At 37.6% G+C, this 23,515-nt stretch carries 28 protein-coding genes; 25 read left to right on the top strand and 3 right to left on the bottom strand.

Annotated features, from left to right (window positions below):
- Positions 1-6: 6 nt before the first annotated feature.
- The 10 genes from ABR397_RS09055 (at position 7) to ABR397_RS09010 (ending at position 7,037) form a co-directional block, all read left to right on the top strand.
- Complete coding sequence (locus tag ABR397_RS09055) at positions 7-516, top strand: SycD/LcrH family type III secretion system chaperone (RefSeq protein ID WP_350305453.1); 510 nt, start codon at positions 7-9, stop codon at positions 514-516.
- A complete protein-coding gene (gene sctE, locus ABR397_RS09050) occupies positions 497-1,693 on the top strand; it encodes a type III secretion system translocon subunit SctE (protein WP_350305452.1) in 1,197 nt (398 codons plus the stop codon). Before ABR397_RS09055 ends, sctE begins: the two co-directional genes overlap by 20 nt.
- An 11-nt stretch (positions 1,694-1,704) precedes the next feature.
- Positions 1,705-2,577: a YopD family type III secretion system translocon subunit gene (locus ABR397_RS09045; protein ID WP_350305451.1), complete on the top strand. Its 873-nt coding sequence runs from the start codon at positions 1,705-1,707 to the stop codon at positions 2,575-2,577.
- A 411-nt stretch (positions 2,578-2,988) separates the two neighbouring features.
- Complete coding sequence (locus tag ABR397_RS09040) at positions 2,989-3,432, top strand: type III secretion system chaperone (RefSeq protein ID WP_350305450.1); 444 nt, start codon at positions 2,989-2,991, stop codon at positions 3,430-3,432.
- Positions 3,429-3,662 (top strand): T3SS regulon translocated regulator ExsE family protein, encoded by a 234-nt coding sequence (locus ABR397_RS09035; RefSeq protein WP_350305449.1) that lies wholly within the window; start codon positions 3,429-3,431, stop codon positions 3,660-3,662. Before ABR397_RS09040 ends, ABR397_RS09035 begins: the two co-directional genes overlap by 4 nt.
- Positions 3,659-4,048, top strand: coding sequence for a YscW family type III secretion system pilotin (locus ABR397_RS09030; protein ID WP_350305448.1), 390 nt, complete (start codon positions 3,659-3,661; stop codon positions 4,046-4,048). The genes ABR397_RS09035 and ABR397_RS09030 overlap by 4 nt, the downstream gene beginning before the upstream one ends.
- Before the next feature lie 504 nt (positions 4,049-4,552).
- Positions 4,553-5,350 carry an alpha/beta hydrolase gene (locus tag ABR397_RS09025; RefSeq protein ID WP_350305447.1) on the top strand — a complete coding sequence of 266 codons (798 nt, stop codon included), beginning with the start codon at positions 4,553-4,555 and terminating at the stop codon, positions 5,348-5,350.
- A gap of 490 nt (positions 5,351-5,840) precedes the next feature.
- Positions 5,841-6,164 (top strand): phage holin, lambda family, encoded by a 324-nt coding sequence (locus ABR397_RS09020; RefSeq protein ID WP_021323761.1) that lies wholly within the window; start codon positions 5,841-5,843, stop codon positions 6,162-6,164.
- A 12-nt stretch (positions 6,165-6,176) separates the two neighbouring features.
- A complete protein-coding gene (locus ABR397_RS09015) occupies positions 6,177-6,578 on the top strand; it encodes a structural protein (protein ID WP_350305446.1) in 402 nt (133 codons plus the stop codon).
- Between the two features lie 9 nt (positions 6,579-6,587).
- The gene (locus tag ABR397_RS09010) at positions 6,588-7,037 is read left to right on the top strand and encodes a lysis protein (RefSeq protein WP_350305445.1); all 450 of its coding nucleotides are present in this window, start codon (positions 6,588-6,590) and stop codon (positions 7,035-7,037) included.
- A gap of 76 nt (positions 7,038-7,113) precedes the next feature.
- On the opposite strand, the gene ABR397_RS09005 is transcribed toward ABR397_RS09010, so the two are convergent.
- Entirely contained in the window at positions 7,114-7,509 is a 396-nt protein-coding gene (locus ABR397_RS09005; RefSeq protein ID WP_350305444.1) for a VOC family protein, read from the bottom strand.
- Positions 7,510-8,226: 717 nt separating this feature from the next.
- On the opposite strand from ABR397_RS09005, the gene ABR397_RS09000 reads away from it, so the two are divergent.
- The 4 genes from ABR397_RS09000 to tehB all read left to right on the top strand — a co-directional run bounded on the left by ABR397_RS09000 (position 8,227) and on the right by tehB (position 13,073).
- Complete coding sequence (locus ABR397_RS09000; RefSeq protein ID WP_350305443.1) at positions 8,227-9,372, top strand: polysaccharide export protein; 1,146 nt, start codon at positions 8,227-8,229, stop codon at positions 9,370-9,372.
- Positions 9,372-9,800: an arsenate reductase/protein-tyrosine-phosphatase family protein gene (locus ABR397_RS08995; RefSeq protein WP_350305442.1), complete on the top strand. Its 429-nt coding sequence runs from the start codon at positions 9,372-9,374 to the stop codon at positions 9,798-9,800. Before ABR397_RS09000 ends, ABR397_RS08995 begins: the two co-directional genes overlap by 1 nt.
- Before the next feature lie 71 nt (positions 9,801-9,871).
- Positions 9,872-12,013, top strand: coding sequence for a polysaccharide biosynthesis tyrosine autokinase (locus ABR397_RS08990; protein ID WP_350305441.1), 2,142 nt, complete (start codon positions 9,872-9,874; stop codon positions 12,011-12,013).
- Between the two features lie 202 nt (positions 12,014-12,215).
- Positions 12,216-13,073: an SAM-dependent methyltransferase TehB gene (gene tehB, locus ABR397_RS08985; protein WP_350305440.1), complete on the top strand. Its 858-nt coding sequence runs from the start codon at positions 12,216-12,218 to the stop codon at positions 13,071-13,073.
- A gap of 120 nt (positions 13,074-13,193) precedes the next feature.
- Here the strand turns inward: tehB and ABR397_RS08980 are convergent, their stop codons facing one another.
- Positions 13,194-14,783, bottom strand: coding sequence for an FGGY-family carbohydrate kinase (locus tag ABR397_RS08980; RefSeq protein ID WP_350305519.1), 1,590 nt, complete (start codon positions 14,781-14,783; stop codon positions 13,194-13,196).
- 446 nt (positions 14,784-15,229) lie between these two features.
- Positions 15,230-15,505 carry a FaeA/PapI family transcriptional regulator gene (locus ABR397_RS08975; RefSeq protein ID WP_350305439.1) on the bottom strand — a complete coding sequence of 92 codons (276 nt, stop codon included), beginning with the start codon at positions 15,503-15,505 and terminating at the stop codon, positions 15,230-15,232.
- 735 nt (positions 15,506-16,240) lie between these two features.
- On the opposite strand from ABR397_RS08975, the gene ABR397_RS08970 reads away from it, so the two are divergent.
- The 11 genes from ABR397_RS08970 to ABR397_RS08920 all read left to right on the top strand — a co-directional run bounded on the left by ABR397_RS08970 (position 16,241) and on the right by ABR397_RS08920 (position 23,461).
- Positions 16,241-16,597 carry a hypothetical protein gene (locus ABR397_RS08970; protein WP_350305438.1) on the top strand — a complete coding sequence of 119 codons (357 nt, stop codon included), beginning with the start codon at positions 16,241-16,243 and terminating at the stop codon, positions 16,595-16,597.
- A gap of 667 nt (positions 16,598-17,264) precedes the next feature.
- Positions 17,265-17,756, top strand: a complete 492-nt coding sequence (locus tag ABR397_RS08965; RefSeq protein WP_350305437.1) for a bactofilin family protein — start codon at positions 17,265-17,267, stop codon at positions 17,754-17,756.
- 131 nt (positions 17,757-17,887) lie between these two features.
- Positions 17,888-18,421 (top strand): GNAT family N-acetyltransferase, encoded by a 534-nt coding sequence (locus ABR397_RS08960; protein WP_350305518.1) that lies wholly within the window; start codon positions 17,888-17,890, stop codon positions 18,419-18,421.
- 82 nt (positions 18,422-18,503) lie between these two features.
- The gene (locus ABR397_RS08955) at positions 18,504-18,986 is read left to right on the top strand and encodes a YhfG family protein (protein WP_350305436.1); all 483 of its coding nucleotides are present in this window, start codon (positions 18,504-18,506) and stop codon (positions 18,984-18,986) included.
- A 7-nt stretch (positions 18,987-18,993) separates the two neighbouring features.
- Positions 18,994-19,578 (top strand): putative adenosine monophosphate-protein transferase Fic, encoded by a 585-nt coding sequence (locus tag ABR397_RS08950; protein WP_350305435.1) that lies wholly within the window; start codon positions 18,994-18,996, stop codon positions 19,576-19,578.
- Positions 19,579-20,646: 1,068 nt separating this feature from the next.
- A complete protein-coding gene (locus ABR397_RS08945; protein WP_350305434.1) occupies positions 20,647-21,030 on the top strand; it encodes a hypothetical protein in 384 nt (127 codons plus the stop codon).
- A gap of 290 nt (positions 21,031-21,320) precedes the next feature.
- Positions 21,321-21,404, top strand: a complete 84-nt coding sequence (locus ABR397_RS08940; RefSeq protein ID WP_350305517.1) for a hypothetical protein — start codon at positions 21,321-21,323, stop codon at positions 21,402-21,404.
- 4 nt (positions 21,405-21,408) lie between these two features.
- Positions 21,409-21,864 carry a hypothetical protein gene (locus tag ABR397_RS08935; RefSeq protein ID WP_350305433.1) on the top strand — a complete coding sequence of 152 codons (456 nt, stop codon included), beginning with the start codon at positions 21,409-21,411 and terminating at the stop codon, positions 21,862-21,864.
- Between the two features lie 314 nt (positions 21,865-22,178).
- Positions 22,179-22,739 carry a hypothetical protein gene (locus ABR397_RS08930; protein ID WP_214067741.1) on the top strand — a complete coding sequence of 187 codons (561 nt, stop codon included), beginning with the start codon at positions 22,179-22,181 and terminating at the stop codon, positions 22,737-22,739.
- A 3-nt stretch (positions 22,740-22,742) separates the two neighbouring features.
- On the top strand, positions 22,743-23,180 hold the full coding sequence (locus tag ABR397_RS08925; RefSeq protein ID WP_036777850.1) for a type II toxin-antitoxin system YafO family toxin: 438 nt from the start codon (positions 22,743-22,745) through the stop codon (positions 23,178-23,180).
- A gap of 71 nt (positions 23,181-23,251) precedes the next feature.
- The gene (locus ABR397_RS08920) at positions 23,252-23,461 is read left to right on the top strand and encodes a hypothetical protein (protein WP_350305432.1); all 210 of its coding nucleotides are present in this window, start codon (positions 23,252-23,254) and stop codon (positions 23,459-23,461) included.
- Positions 23,462-23,515: the final 54 nt, after the last annotated feature.

Below are 23,515 nucleotides of genomic sequence, written 5' to 3'. Positions count from 1 at the left end.
ATGATTATGGAGCACCAAGAAACATCTACCACTTCTGACCAATATGCACAAGAATTGGAGTCCTTTCTTCATGACGGCGGTACTCTTGCCATGTTGAAGGATGTCTCCAGTGATACGCTGGAGCAGCTTTATTCATTAGCGTTCAATCAGTACCAATCAGGCAAATGGCAGGATGCGCATAAAATATTCCAGGCTTTATGTATGTTGGATCACTATGATTCCCGGTTCTTCCTCGGATTGGGTGCGTGCCGTCAGGCGATGGGACAATTGGAGCAGGCGATCCAAAGTTATAGTTATGGAGCGATGCTTGATATTAATGAGCCTCGTTTTCCATTTCATGCTGCTGAATGCCTCCTGCAATTAGGAGAGCTTGATGGGGCCGAGAGTGGCTTCTACTCGGCTCAACAGTTAGCGGCAGCTTTGCCTGAACAGGCTGCTTTAGCTGCCAGTTCTAGCGCAATGTTAGAAGCCATCACAATAAAAAGGACTCAGGAAGATGACTCTGATAGCAAATGAACATCGGGTTCCTCTATTGCCGGGCGGTTCTCAGGTTGATGATATCCCTGTGGCTACACCTCCTAAAGAGGATTATCGCATTACGCTTAGCCAGGCTGGTAACGTACCGTCTGATGTGGCTAAGTCACGAGGGGTATCATTGCCGGCACCATTAGCAGTGAGTAATATTCGTCTTGATGTTCAGCAACAAGGGAAAATAGCTAGTCTGGTCGTATCGGTTACGCAAGGAGCTGCATTGGCAGCAGGGCTGACAATAAAGCTGACAGCAGAATTGAAAGAAACTTCGCGGTTGTCCTCTCTGGCGTTATCCTCACCGGAGGAGTTCGATATTGAGCTGGGTAAGCTGGCCAGCGATGTTAAGAGTACTCAAACGAATCTCAAGATCCAGGATATCCAGCGGGCGCGCCAGGAAAGCTTGCAGAAAATGGATGAAAACCAGCAGAAGATTAAAGACGCCGAAAACTCTGCCAAAGAGGCGCAGAAATCCGGGTTGTTCTCCAAAATCTTCGGCTGGATCAGTGCGATTGCTTCAATTGTGATCGGGGCAGTCATGGTTGCTACCGGGGTCGGTGCGGTAGCAGGCGCTATGCTGATTGCCGGAGGGGTAATGGGTGTGGTGTCTCAGGGGCTGCAACAAGCGGCTCAAGACGGTTTAATCAGCAAGGAAACCATGAAGTGGCTGGGGCCAGTAATAACTGCGATTGAGGTTACGATGGCTGTGGCAGCAGCGGCAGTCAGTTTCGGTGGTTCAGCCGCTGGCTTGATAGCCAAAATGGGCGCTAAGATGGGCACTAAAGTGGCTGAATTGACGGCTAAGATGGCGGTAAAGGCGGCAGAGTTTTCGGCAAAAGTCGCTGGTACAGCGGCTAATACAGCTAATACTATGTCTCGTAGCGTGAAAGTAAGTATTCAGGTAAGTGACGTGGTTGTTGATTTAGCTAATGGTGGTGCTCAAACTGCCAATTTTGCGTTCCAGAGTAAAGCGGCTAATCGACAAGCAGATGTACAACTTTCACGTAGCGAATTAACAGCATTCCGGGCTGTTATGGATAAGCTTAAAGAGGAGCTATCCCAGATGGTGGAATCTTTCCAACATGTCATGGAAATGGTCTTTCAGATGCTCAATGCTAGGGGTGACATGATGAACAATCTTGCCAGCCTACCGCATAAAATTTAGGGAATAAAAAAATGAATACTATTGATAGCTTCAACGTTTCTCAGGCGATCACTTTCAGCAACACAACTGATGTTGTTATTGATAAAAATTCTGCGGTAACAACACATGAAGCAGCTATCCAGCAGTCGGAAAAAACCGGGCGTATGGATAAGGTTGATTTGATTGCACCACGACAGGGGCTTGATCTCAGTCGGTTAGGTAATGTCAAGCAAGAATTGACTGGCATACTGGATATGATGTCGCTGCTTTTTGAGATTGCCAAGAAGATGCGTGAATTGGGTATCTTGCAGCGTGATACTGAAAACAAGGCAACTATTAATGCTCAGAAGTCACAAGTAGATGAGATGCGTCATAGTGCCAAGCTGACGATTGCTATGGCTGTTGTTTCAGGTGTAATGGCGTTTGGTTCAGCATTGATAGGGGGCTTCTCTGCTTTTAAAAATAGTCAGTCGATTAAGCAGCAGAAGACGCTGGACAATAATATTGCTGGGCGTAAAGAATTAATCGACATCAAGATGCAACAGTCAGGTAAGAGTAGCGATGCGGATCGGGCAGCGATTGGTAAAGTGTGGGATACAGCACAAGATGCTGACAAGAATGCTCTGAAATCTCTTACACTGGTTTTTGATAATCGTAACAGCAAGCAGCAGATCTCCAGTTCGGTGATGAACGGTTTAAGAGATATGTCTAATAATGCAGTGCAGGTAGAACAAGGACTTTCTCAGGCCAAAGCCAAGGAACATGAAGTCGATGCGTCTGTTGCCCAGCACGAAAAACAAAAGAGTGAAGATCAGATCTCATTGAATAACAACTTTATGAAAGATATTTTGCAATTGCTGCAACAACTCTCTCAGAGTGAGGTTCAAGTATTACGTACGGTGTAATGCTGGTAGCAGACAAATGTTGATATTGTAGATATGAGCGCCCTAGGAAGGGGCGCTCAAACTGTTAATAACGTTTTAGTTTTTGGATCAGGGCTTTGGTTTACCAAGGTTAGCGTAAAAATAAGCTAACTAAGAAAACTTACTCTACGACAGTATTCATTCGAAATGGTCATCTTCGTAGGACATCTTACAGAGCAAAGTGTGTTACAGAAAAAGTGTCCACTTATGATCCGGTGTTTGGTTTTTGATAATCACCGGAGTGACCTTTTTATTAAAAGAACTGCCTTTTAGTGACAGAGGCATAAAAGATGATAATAGTAAACTAATCCCCTTTTCTGCGGGAGTAACCCGTTTGCTTAACCGCGCGGTAACTTCGAGTTTACCTGATTTCCTTCTCTGCGGGAGTAATCCATGGATGTGATAATTATCATCAACCAAGTTTTGGCTGACTTTGCTGCTAAATTTGGCTTGCCACACTTAGCTTTAAATCATGAAGGTGTGGCTGCTCTCTGTTTTGATGAGCATCTTAACCTCTCTTTGATCTTAATTCCTGAACGTGACCAACTCGTTTTACAGGTAGATGTTGCTGATATCACTGCGGTTGGGGAAGGAATTTTCCGTCAATTAGCCAGTTTTAATCGTCATTGGTATCAGTTTGATCTTCACTTTGGTTTTGATGAATCAACTTTGATGGTACAGCTTTATCGGCAAATGTCAGCCAGTCGACTGAATCTGGCTGCTTTTGAGGAGAGCCTTTCGAGTATGTTGGATCACGCCGAGTTTTGGCAGGAGTTATTGCAGGCTCAACTTCCGACTGACTCTCAACTGAGTAATTCTCTGGGAATGCGAGTATGAAAATTGATAATTCATTGTCTATTCATTTAACAAACGTACCTCATGAGAATGACAATCTTTGTTGTGGCCGCAGGGTTATACCTGGGCATGTACCGCAAAATTTTCATGAGCCGCTTTCTGCTGTGCTAAATAGGGGCCTTGTAATAGAGCCTGAACATGAGACAGCATTACAGCGCTTACTGGATGGGCAGTATACCCCGTTATCACAACGTAGAATTAGCCTGTTATGACCAAAATAGGGCTGGTATTGTTGTATTTGTTGATTACCGGGTGTGTCAGTAAGGTAATCAAGAATGACGCATCACCGTTGATTGAGGGGGATGTAGCTATGCCAATTTCTTTGACCAGAACAGCAAATGTTGAACTGTCATTGCTTGCTGTTGTTGAAGGCAAAATATTGACCGTGGGGGAGATGAATTATCGCTTGGATATGTTACCTCTCACTTTTTCTATGCGTTTAAATCCACAGTTCTCCCATGATGAGTTGTTTTTAAGAACTCGCCTGCGCTGGGATGGGAAACAAGCGGTACAAGCAAAGAGTCAACAACGAATCGTGACAGGAAAGAGAATTATAGTGCAATTGTCTCCTTTACCTTGTTATCCAGAGTGTCTATAAGCTTGAGTAGTCAATATCTTGGGCTATTTTCATTATCTTATATTGAGTAATTTTACGGGATATTTTTTCTCCTCCTCCGTTGTTTCCTGATATTTATATCGCTTTGCTATATTTGACTTTTTCATCCTCAAAATATTTGGCTACATTTGTATGTGGAGGATTCCTGTAATATTGGAAAATCCAAAATATCCTGTTAGATTTATTAATTCGTAGGGCAATGACCTTAAGATATTCATGTTGACCTCCTATTCTATGGCATTGCCTAGGTTGCCATTCCAATCTGTATATTTTTCAATTGTGGCAGCCTCTGTCCAAAACTATTCAAAATTCATCAGTGAAAGTGTGAATGGTGTTTTATTCTGGATTAACAACGTTGCGCTTATTAGTCGAATCTGCTTTATTAAATAAATTCATTTTTTGTTATCATGTGATGTGTAAACTGCATACGATACTGAAACAAAAACCAGGAATGGTATTTATTATCTCTTTGCTGAGGATAGGATTATGAGTCAATTTCACTGCAATAATATAACAATAGATTACAATGACAATGGAATTGGTCCAATAACATTGTTATTGCTTCCTGGATGGTGTGAACCTAAAACGGTTTTTATTCCATTTGAAGCGTTGGCTATGGAAACTTTCAGAGTGATTAGCTTGGATTGGCGTAATCATGGATTGTCCTCACAATCGGCATCGCCATTAACGCCAGAGATATTGTTAAATGATATTGTTTCTTTCATTAATTCATTAAAAATAGAACAGTTTATACTGGTTTCGGTTGCTCATGCCAGTTGGATTGCTACCGATATAGCAGAGATAATGCCAGAGAGAGTATCTGCACTCGTATTTCTTGATTGGATTATGACTAACCCCGATCCTGCATTTTTTCAATCAATCAGCGATATTCAGGATCCTGAAAGTTGGACTTCAGCAAGAGATTCTTTATTTAATTTCTGGATGGGGGGAGAAAATAATAAAATCATTATGGATCATTTAATTAAAGAAATGTCACAAGTGGATTTCCCTGTGTGGGAAGCCGCCGGAAAGGCGATAGCTGGAGCATATAATAGATTCGGTTCTCCTTTAGAACGATTGAAAGTTTTTTCCGGAGGGCATCAATGTATTCATATTTATTCTTTGGACAGAAGTGATAATTATTTACTTCAGCAGAGAAAATTTTCCTCTGAGCACTCATTCTTCCAGGTTAAGCGACTAGAAAATTCCAGGACCCATTTAGGGATACTTGAACAACCTGAAGAGGTTTATCGTGTATTAAAGGAATTTATATTAAAGGCGTGATAGTCAGCCTTGTCTTTTTATTTAAGGATACGATATCGGAAAATTAAAAAATAAATTTTAAATTCGGTTTTTATAGAAAATTAATAATAATTGTCAGGTGTGATATTATTTGTTTGGAATAGTTAAAGCCTTAATTAAGTTATATATCTAATAAATTTCAAGTTGCAGCGCGGCGGCAAGTGAACGTATCCCCAGGAGCATAGATAACGATGTGACTGGGGTAAGTGAACGCAGCCAACAAAGCAGCAACTTGAAAGATGAAGGATATATGTCTGTTAATTGTTAACATTCCCTGATACATAATGATACACAACCGGTGTTTGTTGATGAGCACGGAATTATACTAAATGTAAGTAATCACCTTACAAAATTTAAGGCTGCACTATGTGTGGCCTTTTCTTATTCTACTGATTTTGCAGTATTCCTATTAACTCAAATTTAAGGCTACACGGCAGCCTGTGGATTCCCATTGTATCAATGGGAGGAAAGGATGAAATACATGGATAAACAGCCTGACATTTGGATGCAGCTATGGTTATGGCTGCTGTCAGTCAAAGAGCAAGGTATAGGTGCGGCGCTGGCTGCTGCAATGGCTTATCTCAGAGGTCGATATAACGGAGGTAAGTTCTGGACGACAATTATGGATGCCATCATGTGCGCCATGATTGCTTGGTTTATCCGTGATGTGCTGGATTTCTTTGGTATGAGCACGGATTTGGCTTACATCGGCAGTGTCATTATTGGTTATTTGGGAACTGACTATTTCGGTCAGATCTTAAGAAAAGTGGTTAATAACAAAACAGGCAATAAGTAAAAGGAGTAAATGATGAGCAGAGGCATACGAAACAATAACCCCGGCAATATTCGTTGGGGTGATGACTGGCAAGGCTTGGTTCTTGGATCACAGCGTACCGATAACGCTTTTTGTCAGTTTGTCAGTCCTGAATATGGTATTCGGGCAATGATTAAAATTTTACATAATTACAATAGGAAATATGGTCTAAAAACAGTGAAGGGGATTATTTCACGCTGGGCTCCCCCGAATGAGAATAATACCGATGGTTATGTTAATCGTGTGTGTAAAGACACCGATGTTACCCGTGACCGAGTTGTTGATGTGTTTAATCAGGCATTTATGACCAAATTGATTAAGGCCATTATTACCGTAGAGAATGGTAGCCAGCCCTATAACGACGAGGTGATTGATAAAGCCTTTTCACTTTTGTAGGGCGATATGATGAAGTTTAACTCACACGGTTACACCTTCGTTGCACTGGTTCTTGTCTCGTTGGTGGCTCATCACTATTACGGTAAGTACACCAAACAGCTTGATACGACAGTCCAGCTACAGAGCGAGTTGCTAGAGCAACAGAATGAAATCGCCAGTCAGCAGGAGAGGATAAAACTTCTGTCTGATCTGGATAATAAATATACAAAGGAACTTGCCAATGCCAAATCTGAAATTGATGTTCTTCGTGGTGATATTGCCGCTGGTCGTCTCCGGTTGCGTATCGCGGCAACCTGTAATCAAAGCGAAGCCGGTTCCTCTGGCAGCATGGGCAATGCAAGAGCCCCACGACTTAACCCGGCAGCTGAACAAGATTATTTCGATCTCCGAAGAATGATTATTGAGAACGAAAAACAAACTAAATACTTGCGGGAGTATATCAAAACTCAGTGTCAATAGCTGAGTTTTGATCATGTTATTTCACAATGTCAAACAAGGTAGGTGTGGGTTGGTTATCAGGTAAGTATGCTTAAAGTTAAACAGGGGATACTGTGTTTTGTAACACAACCCGATAACCATCAATATCTTCAAATGTTTTACCATTAACATCCCAGTATGGATTGTAAGAAGGAACCGTGATAAAATCAGCGGTTTGCATTAACGATATTTGATGTAACCATTCTGAATGGTCTGATATATAGAAGGCCAGTAAACTATCTTGTGTGGGTGCTCTGCCTGCGGTTGTACCATGATGATGTGTAAATTCGAGATGCCAGGGATGATCTGGATGTCCTAATATGATGCCATCAAAGTTTTCATGATTTTCGAATCGACCTAAAATAATAAACCCTAAACCTTGGCAGTACATGTCGGCAACCTGATTTAAGTTATCGGTTGGTCTGGCTATTCTTAAGATGGTTGATGTTTGCATGATAGTCCCGGTTGATAAAATTTTTATGGAATATATTCAACTTTCAGGTTTTCTGTCTCTAATATAAAACAATCAATAATAGTAGTGGATAACCGTGAAAAGTACAAAGTGGTGTTATTGAAAATTAGAATAGTCTGAAAGTGTTAACAATTAAATTATAGTCTCAAAATATTCAATATCACCGAGATATTGTTTATAATGAAATCAAATTTAGTGTTTTATAAATTATCTTGTGTGATAAAATTATTGGCTGTTTTTTAGTCTGTCATCATCATATAAATCACAAAGTCACTTATGTGAACACCGGCTTGATACCAGTCAGTGCGTATTTTTTCCACTAATGTAATCTCAATCATGTATTCGGTGTCGATAAATTCTGATGAATGTTCTTGTTATCTTGCATCAGAGGGATGTGGTTATTACTTTATATTTGCAATAGTACCTTATAAAATACATTCTATAATTAAATAGTTGATAAATATATTATTTGTTTGATTTATATTTATTTGATAGTTTGAATTACTCAAAAGTGTTAAGTTGATTTTTATTGTTTTTACAAAGTGATATGACCAGTAACATAGAGGCTTGTGATACTTAAGCAAAATTTTTATATTATATTATATTATATTATATTATAATCTAGTTTTCTTAGGGAGATTATAATTAATACTAATTGATGTATTTTTTTGTTTATTATTTTTTAAGGATAAATTTCTGATGAATATTAAGGAATTAATTATAGTTCTGGCATCATCCTGTTCTATGTTATTAGGTGGTTGTACGGTTGCTCCTGGGAGTAGTCTTCCTGTTTATAATAAAGAAATAATCAATGGTAATGATAATAACTATGATATTAATGATTTGGTAAATGTTTATCCGGTAACACCTCAGTTAATTGAAAAGTTACGAGTAAATTCTGCTATTGCACGTCCTAATCCTGAGTTAGATAAAGAATTACAGCAATATGAATACCGTATTGGTGTAGGTGATGTCATTATGGTTACTGTCTGGGATCATCCTGAATTGACAATACCAGCAGGGCAATATCGTAGTGCCAGTGATACAGGTAACTGGGTGCATTCTGACGGAACCATTTTTTATCCATATATTGGCAAACTTCATGTGAAAGGGAAAACGGTCACTCAAGTGCGTACTCTGATTACAGAGAAGTTATCAAAATATATCGAATCTCCTCAGATTGATGTAAATATTGCTGCTTTTCGTTCACAAAAAGCTTATATAACAGGCGAAGTTGCCAAGTCTGATCAACAACCTATCACCAATGTTCCTTTAACTATTATTGATGCGATTAACCATGCTGGTGGTTTGACCGAAAATGCTGACTGGAAAAGGGTTATTTTGACTCATAAGGGAAAGGAGACGATTATTTCTCTGCAAGATTTAATGCAAAATGGTGATCTGAAGCAAAATCGTCTGCTCTACTCCGGCGATATCTTATACATTCCCCGTAATGATGATTTGAAAGTATTTGTTATGGGGGAAGTTAGAAAACAGAGCACTTTGCGTATGGATCGTAGTGGTATGACCTTGACAGAAGCATTGGGCAACGCTGAAGGTATGGATCAATTATCAAGCGATGCGAGTGGAGTTTTTGTTATCCGTTCATTGCGCAATGTGCCTGATAATAATGGAAAAATAGCTAATATCTATCAGCTCAATGCTAAGGATGCAACAGCATTAATCCTGGGTACTGAGTTTAATTTGCAGCCTTATGATATTGTTTATGTTACCAGTGCGCCAATTGTTCGTTGGAATCGGGTTATCAGTCAGTTGGTGCCAACGATATCAAGCATTAACAACCTGACTGAAACAACCCGATGGATTCGTACGTGGCCTAATTAATGTTTAATTCTATTTTAATTGTGTGTGTGGGTAATCTTTGTCGATCTCCAACAGGGGAGCGTTTATTGCGGCAGCGATTTCCTCAGAAGGAGATTTATTCTGCGGGAATATCGGCTTTGACGGATAAACCTGCACATGAGCTCTCAAGTAAGATTGCGTCCAGATATGGATTGTCTTTAGAAGGGCATACCGCACGTCAGCTAACCAGTGAATTATGTCAGCAGTCAAATCTGATTCTGGTTATGGAAAAAAAACATATTGAGGCGGTAAACCGGATAAACCTAGGGGCAAGAGGGAAAACAATGCTTTTTGGTCATTGGCTAAGTGAAATGGAGATTCCTGATCCTTATAAATCCGATATAGAGGTTTATGAATATGTATATCAATTATTGTTTAAGAGTGCTAATGGTTGGTTGGGTAAATTATAACTTATAAGTATTTTTTGATTCTGGGTTTTTTATTTTTCATTGCTTCTTAATAAAGTAATTATAGGCTTTTTATGACTAAATCAGATAAATCAAGTCACACACATACGGATAGTGATGAAATTGATTTAGGCCGTCTTATTAGTGCCTTATTCGATTATCGCTGGGCCATTGGCGGAATCACTCTCTTATTCATGGTTATTGGTCTTGGTTATTCCTTAGTTGCTACACCTGTATACAAAGCGAATGCTTTATTGCAGGTTGAAAAGAAAAGTGGCGCACTATCTTTAGTTGGGGACATGACGGAGATGCTGTCTGGAAGACAGTCAGATACATCAGCAGAACTGGAACTATTAGTTTCCCGAATGATAATAGGCAAGACGGTAAAGGACTTGAATCTGGATATTCAGGTTACCGCCGACTACTTTCCTGTAATAGGCAAGGGAATTGCTCGTCTTCGAGGTATGCCAAAGCCTGACATTGTTATTAAAAATTTTACGGTATCATCAGAGCATATTGGTAAAGCTATAAAAATATATGTTGATGATTCAGAAAATTATCAGTTGGAGTTTGACGATCAGGTTTTTCACGGGCAAGTGAATAAGGTACTTGATGCTGGCGGCGTAAATTTGCTTATCTCAAATATCTTAGCTTCTCCAGGGCAAAGCTTTACATTGGTTAAACGACCCCGGTTGGATGCCGTTCGTTCATTGCAACAAGCTTTACGGGTGACGGAGAAAGGAAATAATACCGGCATTATCTCGCTTGAAATAGAAGGTGATGATCGTAAAAGAATAAAATCGATACTTGATAGTGTCAGTAAGAATTATTTACAACAGAATGTGACAAGAAAAACTGAAGAGGCTGAAAGTAGTCTTAGTTTTTTAAAGAATCATTTACCTAAAGTTAAAATGGCGCTCAATAGTTCTGAAGAGCTGCTTAATCAGTATCGTCAAGCTAATGAATCTGTCGATTTATCACTTGAAGCAAAATCAGCTCTGGAGACATTGGTCCAGATTGAAAAACAGCTCAATGAGTTGACTTTCAAAGAAGCTGAGTTACAGCAATTGTATACCAAACAACATCCTGCTTATGTTGCTTTGCTTGATAAACGTAAGACGTTGGCTGAGACCAAAAAGGAGCTTAATCAGTCAATCAAACGGTTACCGAAAACACAACAGGAAATTTTACGTTTAACCCGGGATGTTCAGGTTGGGCAAGAAATTTATGTTCAGTTACTCAACAAACAGCAGGAATTGAATATCCTGAAAGCTGGGACGGTTGGTAATGTACGTATTATTGATGAAGCTGTTGTAGAAAGTTCAGCTGTAAAACCGAAAAAGCCACTGATCATTGCGGCTATGACGATGTTAGGGCTTATATTGTCAATCGGAGTCGTTTTATTAAGGGTAATGTTCCGTAAAGGAATTGAAAGCCCTGAGCAATTGGAAGAAATTGGAGTTTCCGTTTATGCAACTATCCCACTATCTGAGACCCAGGCTAAACTTGAACAGCAACAGAAAAAGAGAACTCATCGTCAGAAATTGCGGTTATTAGCTATTCATGATCCTACTGATTTGGCTATTGAAGCATTGCGGAGTCTTAGAACGACCCTGCATTTTTCAATGATGGAATCCTCGAATAAAGTTATTCTTCTTTCTGGTTCAGCGCCTGAATTGGGAAAATCTTTTATTTCGGTGAACCTTGCGGCAGTATTGGCATTAGGTAATAAACGCGTTCTTTTAATAGATGCAGATATGAGAAGAGGCCATTTGCATAAGGTGCTGGAAAGTCCTCAATCTTTGGGGCTTTCTGAATATCTGGCTGGTCAGAATCAGTTAAAAGAGGTTATTACCAGAACTTATCTTACTGAACTTGATTTTGTCAGTCGGGGTAATACTCCGCCTAATCCGTCAGAGTTGCTTATGCATAATAGATTCAAGGAGTTATTATCTTGGGCAGAAGAGCGTTATGATTATGTCTTGATAGATACCCCACCTATTTTAGCCGTAACCGATGCTGCGATTATTGGGAGATATGCGGGAACTTCATTGTTAATTGCCCGTTATTATAAAACGAGAGTTAAAGAAGTTGATGTTGCTATTCGCCGATTTGAGCAAAATGGCACTCATATTAAAGGGGTATTGCTAAATGCGGTAGAGAAAAACTCCAGTCTCTATTATGGCGGACATTATCAATACAGTTATAAAGATTAACCTTTTTCTCCGGCTTTAGCCGGAGAAATTTTATCAATGAGTTCGCTCGGGTAAAAAGAAGATTAATCATTTTTCCTTTTATTTCGTAAGGATAGCGACGGCGAACCTGCTGAAATTTTCCTCCCGTTACTTTATGCCTTTACAGTGACAGAATGTAACTATAAGATGCATTTAAAATGAATCTTATTATCAGGGAACTTCTATGAGCGATTTTGTTTGCTATAAGCGAATGCCAATCTGGCAAAAAAACACTATTCCTGACATGTTCACTGAAAGACATAACACCAAAGAGGGGACGTATGCTTGTCTTGAGATTCTTGAAGGTGAACTGGAGTTTGTGATTTTCGATGGTGATCAGGAAAAAACGGCATACTTTAATGTGCAAAAGCAACCTCCGATTATTCAGCCAGAGGTCTGGCATAAAATAAAATGGGCGAGTGATGATATTAAGTGCCAGCTCTCTTTCCTATGCGAACCACAATATCTGTTTTATAAGCAAAATAACTTGTCATTACCTCACTCAGAGATCAGATATTTGGCAGATATTATTTCTCCTTGTAAAACATTGGATTTGGGATCCGGTCGTGGCCGGAATACTTTCTATCTGGCAGAAAGAGGTTATGACGTTACAGCGGTGGATATCAGTCTGCAACATATTGATGCAATTAATGCTATTAAAGAGAAACAACAGGTTAAAAATATCCATACAGCTGTTTATGATATTAACTTACACAATATTGTAGAAAAATACGATTTAATTATTTCAACTGTGGTGCTGATGTTCCTACAACGGGGAAAAATTGCTGACATTATTTATAATATGCAGAAGCAGACGAATGAGGGTGGAGTTAATTTGATTGTTTGTCCGGTTGAAACAGATTATGCACCATATTCATTACTGCCATTTAAATGTTTTTTGAAACCAAGAGAGTTGGAGCGTTATTATGCTGATTGGGAAATGATTAAGTATAATGAAAATTCTGGGCTTCTTCATAAAACAGATGAAAATGGTAATAGAATAAAATTAAACTTCGCAACGCTTATTGCCAGAAAGCGGTAAAATATTTAAATAAATATATTAATATCAACAGTCGATTTAACCGACTGTTGATCTATTTTATAAGTTTCAATCACGAATGTATGTTCTATTCTGTTATATTCCAGTTTTTATTATTAAAGATTAAACGCAGGTTTGCATGATTTTGTTATATTGTTGTTGGTCACGGTACATTTGCAGATAGACTTGATATTTAGCTTGGTGAAATAAAAAGGTCTCTTTTTCCGGTCTAATAACGTTGCCGTCACGTACCATTGATTTTGCTGCCTGAGTGACGTTTTCAAAGGAATCGCAGGCAACAGCACCGAGCAGGGCTGCACCAAGATTAACGGCATTCTCTTCCTGAGGCAGATGAATTTCGCGTCTGGTTGCGTTGGCGTATTCACGTAGCCATAATGGGTTTTTGGTTGCTCCACCACATATAACTAGTTTGTTTATTTGGTGTCCGGCTTCTACTAATGTATTAATAATGTGACGAGTGCCATAAGCGATAGATTGCAGGGTTGCCAAGTAATAGCGGGCCAGAGCATCCCGACCATTTTCCAGCGTGAGCCCACTGACCATTCCTTTGGCGTTAGGGTTTGCCCTTGGTGAACGGTTGCCATGATGGTCAGCTAAAATATGTAAATGAACCGTTGGGTGTTTTTCTTGTTTTTCTAACTGTGCAACGGCTTCATTCAATAGCTGGTAGTATTGATGATCAGATGCCTTAGCTTCTGCTTCCAGCTCCTGCCAGCTGTTATGCTGACGTATTGACCACTCAACTAATGCACCGGCGGCGCTTTGCCCACCTTCGTTGAGCCAGTAACCGGGTAGCATTGCGCTGAAATAAGGTCCCCAGACACCCGGAACCATGACAGGATAGGGACTGACAATCATGTGGCAGTTTGAAGTTCCACTGATAATGACTAGACTGCCTTCTGGATATGCGCCGGCCAGCGCCAATCCACCCGCATGTGCATCGATAATACCACCGGCGACAACAACGCCTGTGTGTAGCCCAAAATCTTTAGCCACTTTAGCGGTCAGATAACCGGCTTTATCGCCAATATCAAGAATGGTAGATGGAACTTTATTGGTTAAATCTTCTAAACCCACCTCATGAAGTAGATCTTCGCTGAACTGTTTTTGATGAGCCAGATAGTTCCATTTGCAGGCAAGAGTACAGATACTGGCTACATCAGCGGCAGTGGCTTTCCATACTAAAAAATCGGCTAAATCAAAGAAACGCCATACATCCTGATAACGCTGAGGAAAATGGTTTTTTAGCCACAATATCTTCGGCAGTTCCATTTCAGGACTGATTTCACCACCCGCATAGCATAGTGCCGGATCATTGGTTTGATTTATCGTGATGGTTTCTTTGGTTGCCCGATGATCCATCCACATGATGATGTCGTGTTCAGGATCTCCATTTTCAGCTACAGAAAGCGGCAGCCCTTCATTCGCTACAGCGACTAGTGAACAGGTAGCATCGAAACCGATTGACTTAACATCAAGGGGATTAATATTCGCCAATGTGACAGCTTCTTTTACTGTTGCACACACTTGTGCCCAAATATTCTTAGAAGATTGTTCGATAAAATCGGTTTTTGGATGAAATTGTTGAATAGGGAGAACCGAGAATGCATGTCGTTTGCCGTGTTGGTCAAAAACCGCAGTACGGACACTGGCTGAACCAACATCAATACCAATGAAATATTGTTGTTCCATCATGTGATTCTCCTCTTATTCGTTAGCTTAAGCTGACAAAATGAGTTGGATAGGACAATAACACAATGAGGTTATTCAATTATTGTGAAGCGGCTCGAGAAAGATTCGGTAATTTTATGATGGTAAAAAATACTACACATATTTTTCTATTCATCAGCGGGGAGAAGGGCAGACCTCTGTACTTAAATTATTTGTTGAGAATTTTGTAATAAAAAAACAAGAAGGTGGTGAATATAATTATAGCAAAAATAGCCAGACAGATTACTCGGATGAAAATATATTTACCATCTTTGGTGTCAGAATCAGTTGGAATGTAGTGTATACAAAGTCTCTATTTTAACGAAACATATAAGATTGTATGTTGTTTTTGTAAATTTAGCTTAATGATAGGCCCTGCTGTGCAGAACAGGCACCTATTTTTTCAGATTTTTTTGAAAGATAAATTGTTAGATGGATTTAATTTTATCTTCTGATATATACCATCGAAGAGAATTTTTAACGGGAGACGGAGTTACCATAACTAATCCTTTGTCAGCCAGTTTCAATAGCAGATAACGAGCTTTATAGATAGTGAAATCACATTGCTCTGCTACATCACGTGTGCTGGGCCATGATTCCGGTGGTGGAGCTATTTGCATTTCCTGAACGGTACATAATTTGGATATGACATTAAGTACTTGATCTGTTTGGGAAGGTTGAGTTGAATTCTTCCGGTTTTCCATATTAACTCCAGGCTTTATCGAACCCAGTTAGATACCTTGAGTTACTTGGGGTAATCCGACGGTTAATTTCAACATATGTGAACAATCTAAATGTCCGTTCATAAAGAATTGCCGGGTATATCCTGTTTTGTCAAGGTTGGTTTTTGTACGATGCAGATTGATTATATCGAAAAATTAAAATTTTATATCTTTTGATTTGATAAACAAGTGCAATAAAGGATTTTATCCTAATGTAGATATAATTTGCGACACTATAGATCGCAAATTATAGTATTGAAATGTTATATAAGTATTTTGTTGTGAAGTTATTTGAATTTGTATTTTTTGTTTTTATTTTTCAAATTATTCTGTAATAATTTGAACTTCAATAAGGATATTGCTTATGTATAAATGTTTATGGATGAATTGTGTTTTCATTAACTTATCTCTCATCATGATAAATCTAGTGGAGAGCCATCAATGATATCGTTTTTATTTTTCTGTGCTTAATGGATTTCTATATGTCGTGAATTTTCCACGTTTTTCTAACAGTCATATCTATGTCAATATATTTTGGCATCTTAACTATTCTAGTTAATGGATTCCATTCATAAAAAGCAAAAGATACTTAATAATCGCAAAAACATCCATTTATAAATTTACTCTGAAATTGAAGTTGATTTGTATTATGTTATTTTATTGAGTGTTATTAGATACTTTTGTATTTTATTTTTATCAATATATTGAGGGTTAGAAATGAAACTGAATAAAATTATGATGGCGACAACATTAATATTTGTTATTTCTATTATCGGTGGTATTGTGATTGATGTTCCGTATTTCATTAATTCGAACAATTTAGAGCACACTATAAGTCTTAGGAAAACTTCCAATTTGGCGTTGAAAGGTGAGGGGAACCAAATCCCGAAAAATACCGAAATTCGTTTGAAAAATTGCAGTTTGGAACCGGTGGTTCAACGGTTATTGTCTCGGGTAACTTCAAAAGTGTTGCTGGTTTTACCCTGTGTTATCAATAAACCAGATAAACCACCAAAGCCATGCCAGTGGAAGAAACTTCACATGTTCAGATTAATGGTAAGTTTTATTTTTTAATCGTTATCTTTTGATCATGGACTCTAATCACAAGATAGAAAAAATTGGTGATTTTTAAGAATAATCTGGTGTTTAAATTATCCTTCCTATAGATTTTCATGTTCCCTCTTTAGTTATTGTCATATCAGTCTTATAAAACTTTCAGATTAATATAAAGACAATGAAAATATCGTATTTTCCTTTTAAGGAAGATTATTGTTGTTTCATTATCAGATTATTTGTAAATAAAATTAAACATTAATAACGTGACTTTATTGTTAAATGATGTTATCAAATATAGAGTTAAAATTTATATTCTAATATTAATTTTTTTACTGATCGTTATCCTAGGATATCATCGTATAGGCAGTAAGAATGAATGATGGTTTTAACCGTTTAATAGCGTTACAAATATCGGCTTACCTTCAGCATTGATTGCTATTTGTTCTGTTAAGATAGTGATTTTCATTTTCTAATGAAAAAAGTATGAAAAACAATAAGAATGTGAAAAAACATGGCAAAACATCGTTTTTCGAACAATATTTTTCTAAGCTGTATATGGGTCATGTGGAGCATTGCTCTGGGGCTCTATCTGGTTGGTAATCTGTTTAGCTGTACAGTGACAGCGATTCTATCTTTTCTGGCTTTAATATTTTGCTTTATTAACATGAGATCGAGATCAAAAACTATGTTTGGAAAAAAAACAGAAACAGTGGCTGTGGAACCAGTGTCTCAGGCTGGTGATGATAAAAAGAGTGTCAGCGCAGAGGCCCACCGTTGCACTATTGTTGCTAAAAGTTCAGTCTTTAAGGGCGATATTGATGTAGAAGGTGATATACAGATCTGGGGTAAAGTGATTGGGAATATCCGGGTGAAAGAGGGAGCAATCCGCATTATGCATGCCGGGCGGGTCGAAGGTGAACTTAATGCTCCAGAAATCATAATTGACGGTGATGTTGAAGGGACTTGTTGTGCAGCAACATTGGATATTCTTGAACATGGTGAACTGCGTGGTATCAGTCGCTGTGGCAGTATGTCTATCAAGCGTGGTGGTTTATTCTTTGGGCAATCAGAACAGATTGAAAATAAAGCAACATTAGCATCTGAACGTGTTGTGCCAATAAAAGATACCAATAATGATAAATCCAAAGATAAGGCTACGGTAAAAACAAGTGCCTGATAGATAAACCAGGCCCGTGTATAGCAATTTATCTGTTTAATTGTTTTAATTCTCTTGGTTGAAGTATGTGCTTTTCGCACATATAGGCATTTTGCTTGTCTGCTGATATAGCTGATATTAAGGAAAATATGATGATTACACTGGAAACAGAAAGATTAATAATGCGCTCCTGGAAAGAGGAAGATAGGGGGCCATTCTTTCATTTGAATAGTAACGCAGAAGTTATGGAATACTTTCCTGCCACTTTGACGGTTGAACAAAGCAATACAATGGTGGATAGAATTATCCAGAGATTTGAACAGCAGGATGGTTGGGGATTATGGGCTGTGGAGCTGAAAGAAACGGGGGATTTTATTGGTTTTGTCGGTTTGAATATTCCTGTAGCAGAATTGCCATTTTCACCTTGTACTGAAATTGGGTGGCGTCTTGATAAACCATTTTGGGGTAAAGGTTATGCCAGTGAAGCTGCATGCAAGGCATTGGATTTTGCTTTCACTGAATTAAAACTTGAGGAGGTAGTTGCATTTACGACAGTGTCTAATTTGCGATCTCAAAAAGTTATGGAGAGGCTTGGAATGGTGAAAGATGAAAATACTTTCTTGCATCCTTTATTACCAGATGGGCACTTGCTTCATGAGCATGTGCTTTACAGAATTCGCCAGTAATAATTCTATATTCTCTTTTCTGGTTTTAGCGACCTTAGTGTTTTATACTACTGTTAAATATATATGTATTTTGGGAATTCAAATGAAATATGAATTAGCTGTTATGGCGGCTCTGGCTAAATTAGAACATCCCAACACACGTTCAATTGTGGAAGCGACAGGGATATCTGAGCGTAAAGTGCAACAGGTTTTGCAAATATTACAACAAGACTTAGAGGTAAAGATTAACTGTATTAGAAACGGTAAAGTCAGCTATTTTGAAGTTATTTCTTGGGGGATGTTTGAAAGCGGTCAAGCGATTAACTATAAATTGAGAGATTTGGATCTGGCTAAGTTTAAATATTCCCGTCAGCAAGAGAAAGATATTAAAAACCAAAATAATAGAAAAACAATAATGACAACTTATAGTGAAAAAAAATATTATTTTGACAGTGTAAAATTAAAAAACTATAGAGATAGCATGCGTCTTGAAGGGATGAATATTGTTATGAATAGTTTGCCTGAAACACCGAAAGAGCAAAAAAATCTTAAAGATAAACTAATTAGAAAATATAGTTTACAATGAGGTATTCATGGTAGATAAATATGGAGCAGGGCAAGATCCCTATACATATCTGGGTATCGATACACTTATTAATAAATTAGCTATTCGTGATCCCGTTATTCTTGAGCAGGCAGAAAGGGAATTTACTGAACTTGCTATATTGAATATTTCATTCCAGGAACCACCTTACAATTTAGTCTTTTGGTGTAAACTCCATAAACAGATATTTTCTGATTTATATGATTGGGCTGGTCAGCTAAGGATAATTGATATATCTAAAGGGGATACCCGTTTCTGTCATGCTAAATGTATTGAGATAGAAGGGAATAGGATATTTGATATGCTAGAGAATGAAAATTATCTTGTAGGATTAAATTATCAGAAACTTATTAAAAAACTTGCTGAATATTATGCGGAATTAAATGTGATTCATCCTTTTAGAGAAGGAAATGGGCGAACACAGCGACTATTATTTGAATATATTGTTATAAACTGTGGATATAAAATCTCTTTTGAGTCTATAAATGCTAAGCAGTGGATTGAAGCTAATATTTCTGCTTATCAATGTAATTATAAGCCATTGATGAAAATTTTCGGAAATTGTGTCTATTAAATTAGACAAGATGGGGATGATACAATAGTTAATAATTTTCCGATATCTTTTTATTTGAGATTTTTATCTACTTTGTATGTTAGGTATCAGAGAATAGGTATTATAAATGAATTTTTTCATCGTGGGTTATTTATCTGTGCTTTTATTAATATAATTTAGCCCGACAATCTTGGGGGTTAGTTCACCTATTTAAGTTGAATTAATTTTATTTAGAGTGAGCGTCTAGTTAAACTAACTAAATCCTTCTGTATTTTTCCTAGCATTTTCTGATAAGATTTTCTGTTGTTTCTGGTCAGATTGACATATATCTTGCCGTGTTATCAGTAAAGTGATAGGAAAAAAATTATTCTTATCACTTTGTTTATTAAATATTTCATTGTTAATTGAATTAAAGACAAATTGTTGAGAAAAAAGGACTAAGGAAAATTACCGGTGCACATGCTTTAGCGCATTTACCCAGAGAATGTTTGACTTGAAAACATATATTTGCAGACGCAAAGTTAGGTGTGAAAGAAGCAATACTTAATACTAAAAGACAGGCTGATAACTTTTTCATGGCTGGTACCTCATCAGGTGTTGATTGGAGTCATATAATTTATCTGAGTTACTAATTATCGTTCAATAATTAATATTGAGTTAATTTTTCGCTATTATTTTTGCTGTCTTGTTGAAAATCTGTTGAAGTTACTAAGCTTTCAATTTATTTTTTTAACTAAATCAAATATATATTGTTGAGCCAAAGATATCTCTATTTACTCAAATTATTGGACTATACAATCTACAGAACCAAATTATTTGAGTTAGTGAAAGAATAATTCACATAAAAAATCAATCTGACATTTTTATTCACTTATAGGAATAGTTGTTAATAATTAAGAAGAAGGAATAAGTGCAGATTGGCTACTGTAACATTATATTTAGTAACGTTATGTTTTATATGGTTTTGATTGTATAATGATATATCGGTCTCCACTTGTAATCCCTAAAATAATAATGGAAATTTGTCATTTATATCATTACATCCATGATAAATATATCACTCTAATAAACCCAAGATAGGAGATAAAAATGAAAAAAAGCTTATCCTATACGGCCTTAATGTCTGGATTAATTGCCATGTCAGCTATAGCAGAGGAGCTTCCTGAGAAAGGTGAGGTTGTTGCATTACAGTCTAATTCATGTGCGCAAGGTTACATTTCCCAAATCTATGTAACAGGTGCAACAGGAAGTTGGGGTATTCAAGTGGCTCCAGAAACTTATCCAAGTAAGACGACACATTTTGTATCTGATGATTTAGTCACTGTAGATAAAGATGCAGGAAAAGCTTTGTTTTCTCTTGCATTAACCGCGTTTAAAATACAAAAACGGGTTAATATTATTAACTTCAATGATGTGATTAAAGACTGCACTCTACCGAATTCAGAATTCAATCATATTGTTATATTTAGGTAAAACCGAATGATTATTTTAAGGCGATGGGATTACGACGGTAATCTAATAGTAATATATTGAATTGCGATTGGTTAATAAAAACAATGGAATAAATTGTGAGTAAGCCGGAATCAACGCCGGCTTAATTATTAACGTTGAAACTAGTCATCAGTTTCATTAGCTACGACTTAATGAGGATTTATAGTTACTTGATTACATCATATAGTATAGGTTTAACTTAACATTTAATCCTAACAGTTAAATATTTTGGATTCACATAATTCGGCAGTACCGTAACAGCGAAGGGCGAAATTACAGGAAATGGGGTTAAACTTTCATCACATGTGCATGGTGGTGTTGAATCTGGTGGTTCGAAAACCAACAGTCCAGAGTAAAAATATGTATAGAAATCTAACATCAAATATTATTGTCGCAGGAGCTTTGTTTGCCTGCGTGTTTAGCGCCGGAGCAAAAAACAGTGACACTTCTCGGCAAGAAAAGATATCCGCTATGTGTATGTCCCAGTCTATATTACAGCAGTATGCCGCGAATGCAGGGCTTAACTATATAGATCCGTCCACCCTCGCAGAAGAGGTCCTGTTACAAACAGGAAGTTACTCGACTGAAAGCCCGGTATATAAAGCTCAAAAGGAAGATGCTGTAAATCAAGGAAAAAAATTGATGCTAAAAGAGAAACAAGTAATGAATATTATCCGGTATTACTATGAGAATCGTGATGAAGCAATGTTGTCGCGGGGGGAAGGGGTTTCATCCGTTTTTCAGCAGCTATGTATCGTTAATCCAAAACGCTATCTTCCTAGCTACAACGCGTTAAAAGCAGCGGGAAAAATATAGAATCGAACGATTTAAGAATCTATAAACCCCTAGCCGTGTTGGTGGATAAAGTCATCTTCGGCTTACAGTACAATATTGTTGCGTATTTTCATCAGACGTATGACACTCATGACAAAATGATGTCAATGTGATGCTATTTTTCTAAATCTTGCTTTTAACGTTCGTTATCTTCTGGAATAAGGCTTATATAGGTGGCTAATTGTCATTTACTGCATGGTTGTAAGGTTCAGAATAGTGGTTTAATATGATACATAGTGACACATTATGACTGTTTGTGACTCACTATAACAAACTATTTGATAAGGTAGAACGTCATGAATCTATCACTAAGGAATTGTTTAGCAGTAGTTTTATTCGGAGGAGTGCTGTCGGTTCCTTCATTCTCTGCTGGTTATGTGGATTCGAGGGACGGTTGTAGTATGCTTAGCTTTAAAGTAGGTGAAACTATCTGTAGTCTGGATGATTTGAAAACTCAATATCAAGAAAGAAGAGAGATTGTTGATTCATTAGCTAATGAAATTAGCCAATATTATTTAAATCTCCTAAGCCTTGATGAAAGTCAAATTCGTGGTATTTTGCTTCAAAACGATATAGAAATTAATAAGGCTTGCGAAACCACAATGAGAGGGTTTGAGCAGGGGCTCAAAGCTATGTTGAAGCAAGATCGATCCGATGAAGAAAAACAAGAAATGAGGATGTATCTGAAATCTATAGCAAAGGCCAGATTTGAGATAACTCGTCTTAATGATTTTTCTCGTCAATTATTTACTTTGCCTAAGATTTATAAAAGCGATATAAATAAAGCTGCTCTATCAGAATTGGCTGCTTATACAACCAAAAAGATTGAGTCTGGGAATTTTTCATTTACTGGGTGATAAATGGAACAAGTGGATGTATCAATAAATGAGTATACGAGGAAAGATTTTTTTGATGACGTCTTCCTAAAGCATCCAGATCTTGAACAGGCTATTCTGCAAGATTTTAAACACTATAAAGAAACCGGAGAAGTCCCTGATTATTTTGGTAGGGATGTTGCTTACACTCAGCCAGAAGCAGCATATAAATCATGTATGATGCATATTCATCTTTGCTTTCCGCCTGATTCATTCCCTACAAATAGGGTTCAGTATTATAGAACGTGTAAATCAAATAGCCCAGAAAATGATGCTTGTCTAGTATACGTTCAAGGTCTTTTGGAAGAAAACAAATATTCCTTATTGGCGATAATGCATCCTGATGCTCATGGAAAAGCTAGAAATCCCAAGATAATGAGTTATCTGGCAAGAATAGCTCAGGATTTCAGAGATAATAACTAAACCCGTCCAGTACGGGTTTTTTCATATTTGGCCGCTTAATTGCGGTTTTTTTATTTCTATAGGGTTCGAAAATGCAAACTCGTTCATTTCTTCTTGATACCGAGTCATGGGATTTAACGTTAGATGATTCTGGAAATATCGCCATTACTGATAATCCCTATTCTGTAGCGCAGGATGTCGCTTGTGCCTGTAGTACATATCTGGTGAGTGCTGGTATGACACAACATTGGGTATTCCTTATTACCAGCGAATTTTGGGATATTGGCCGGGAACTCAGCTAATCAACAGCAAAATGCAACAAGAAGCAATGAAGTTACCTTATGTTCAGTCTGCCA

Origin of the sequence: Photorhabdus viridis (assembly GCF_040256935.1) — a bacterium.
Classification (GTDB): Bacteria; Pseudomonadota; Gammaproteobacteria; order Enterobacterales; family Enterobacteriaceae; genus Photorhabdus; species Photorhabdus viridis.
Note: the sequence above shows the minus strand (reverse complement) of the source record. Positions and strands in the feature narration are given on the sequence as shown.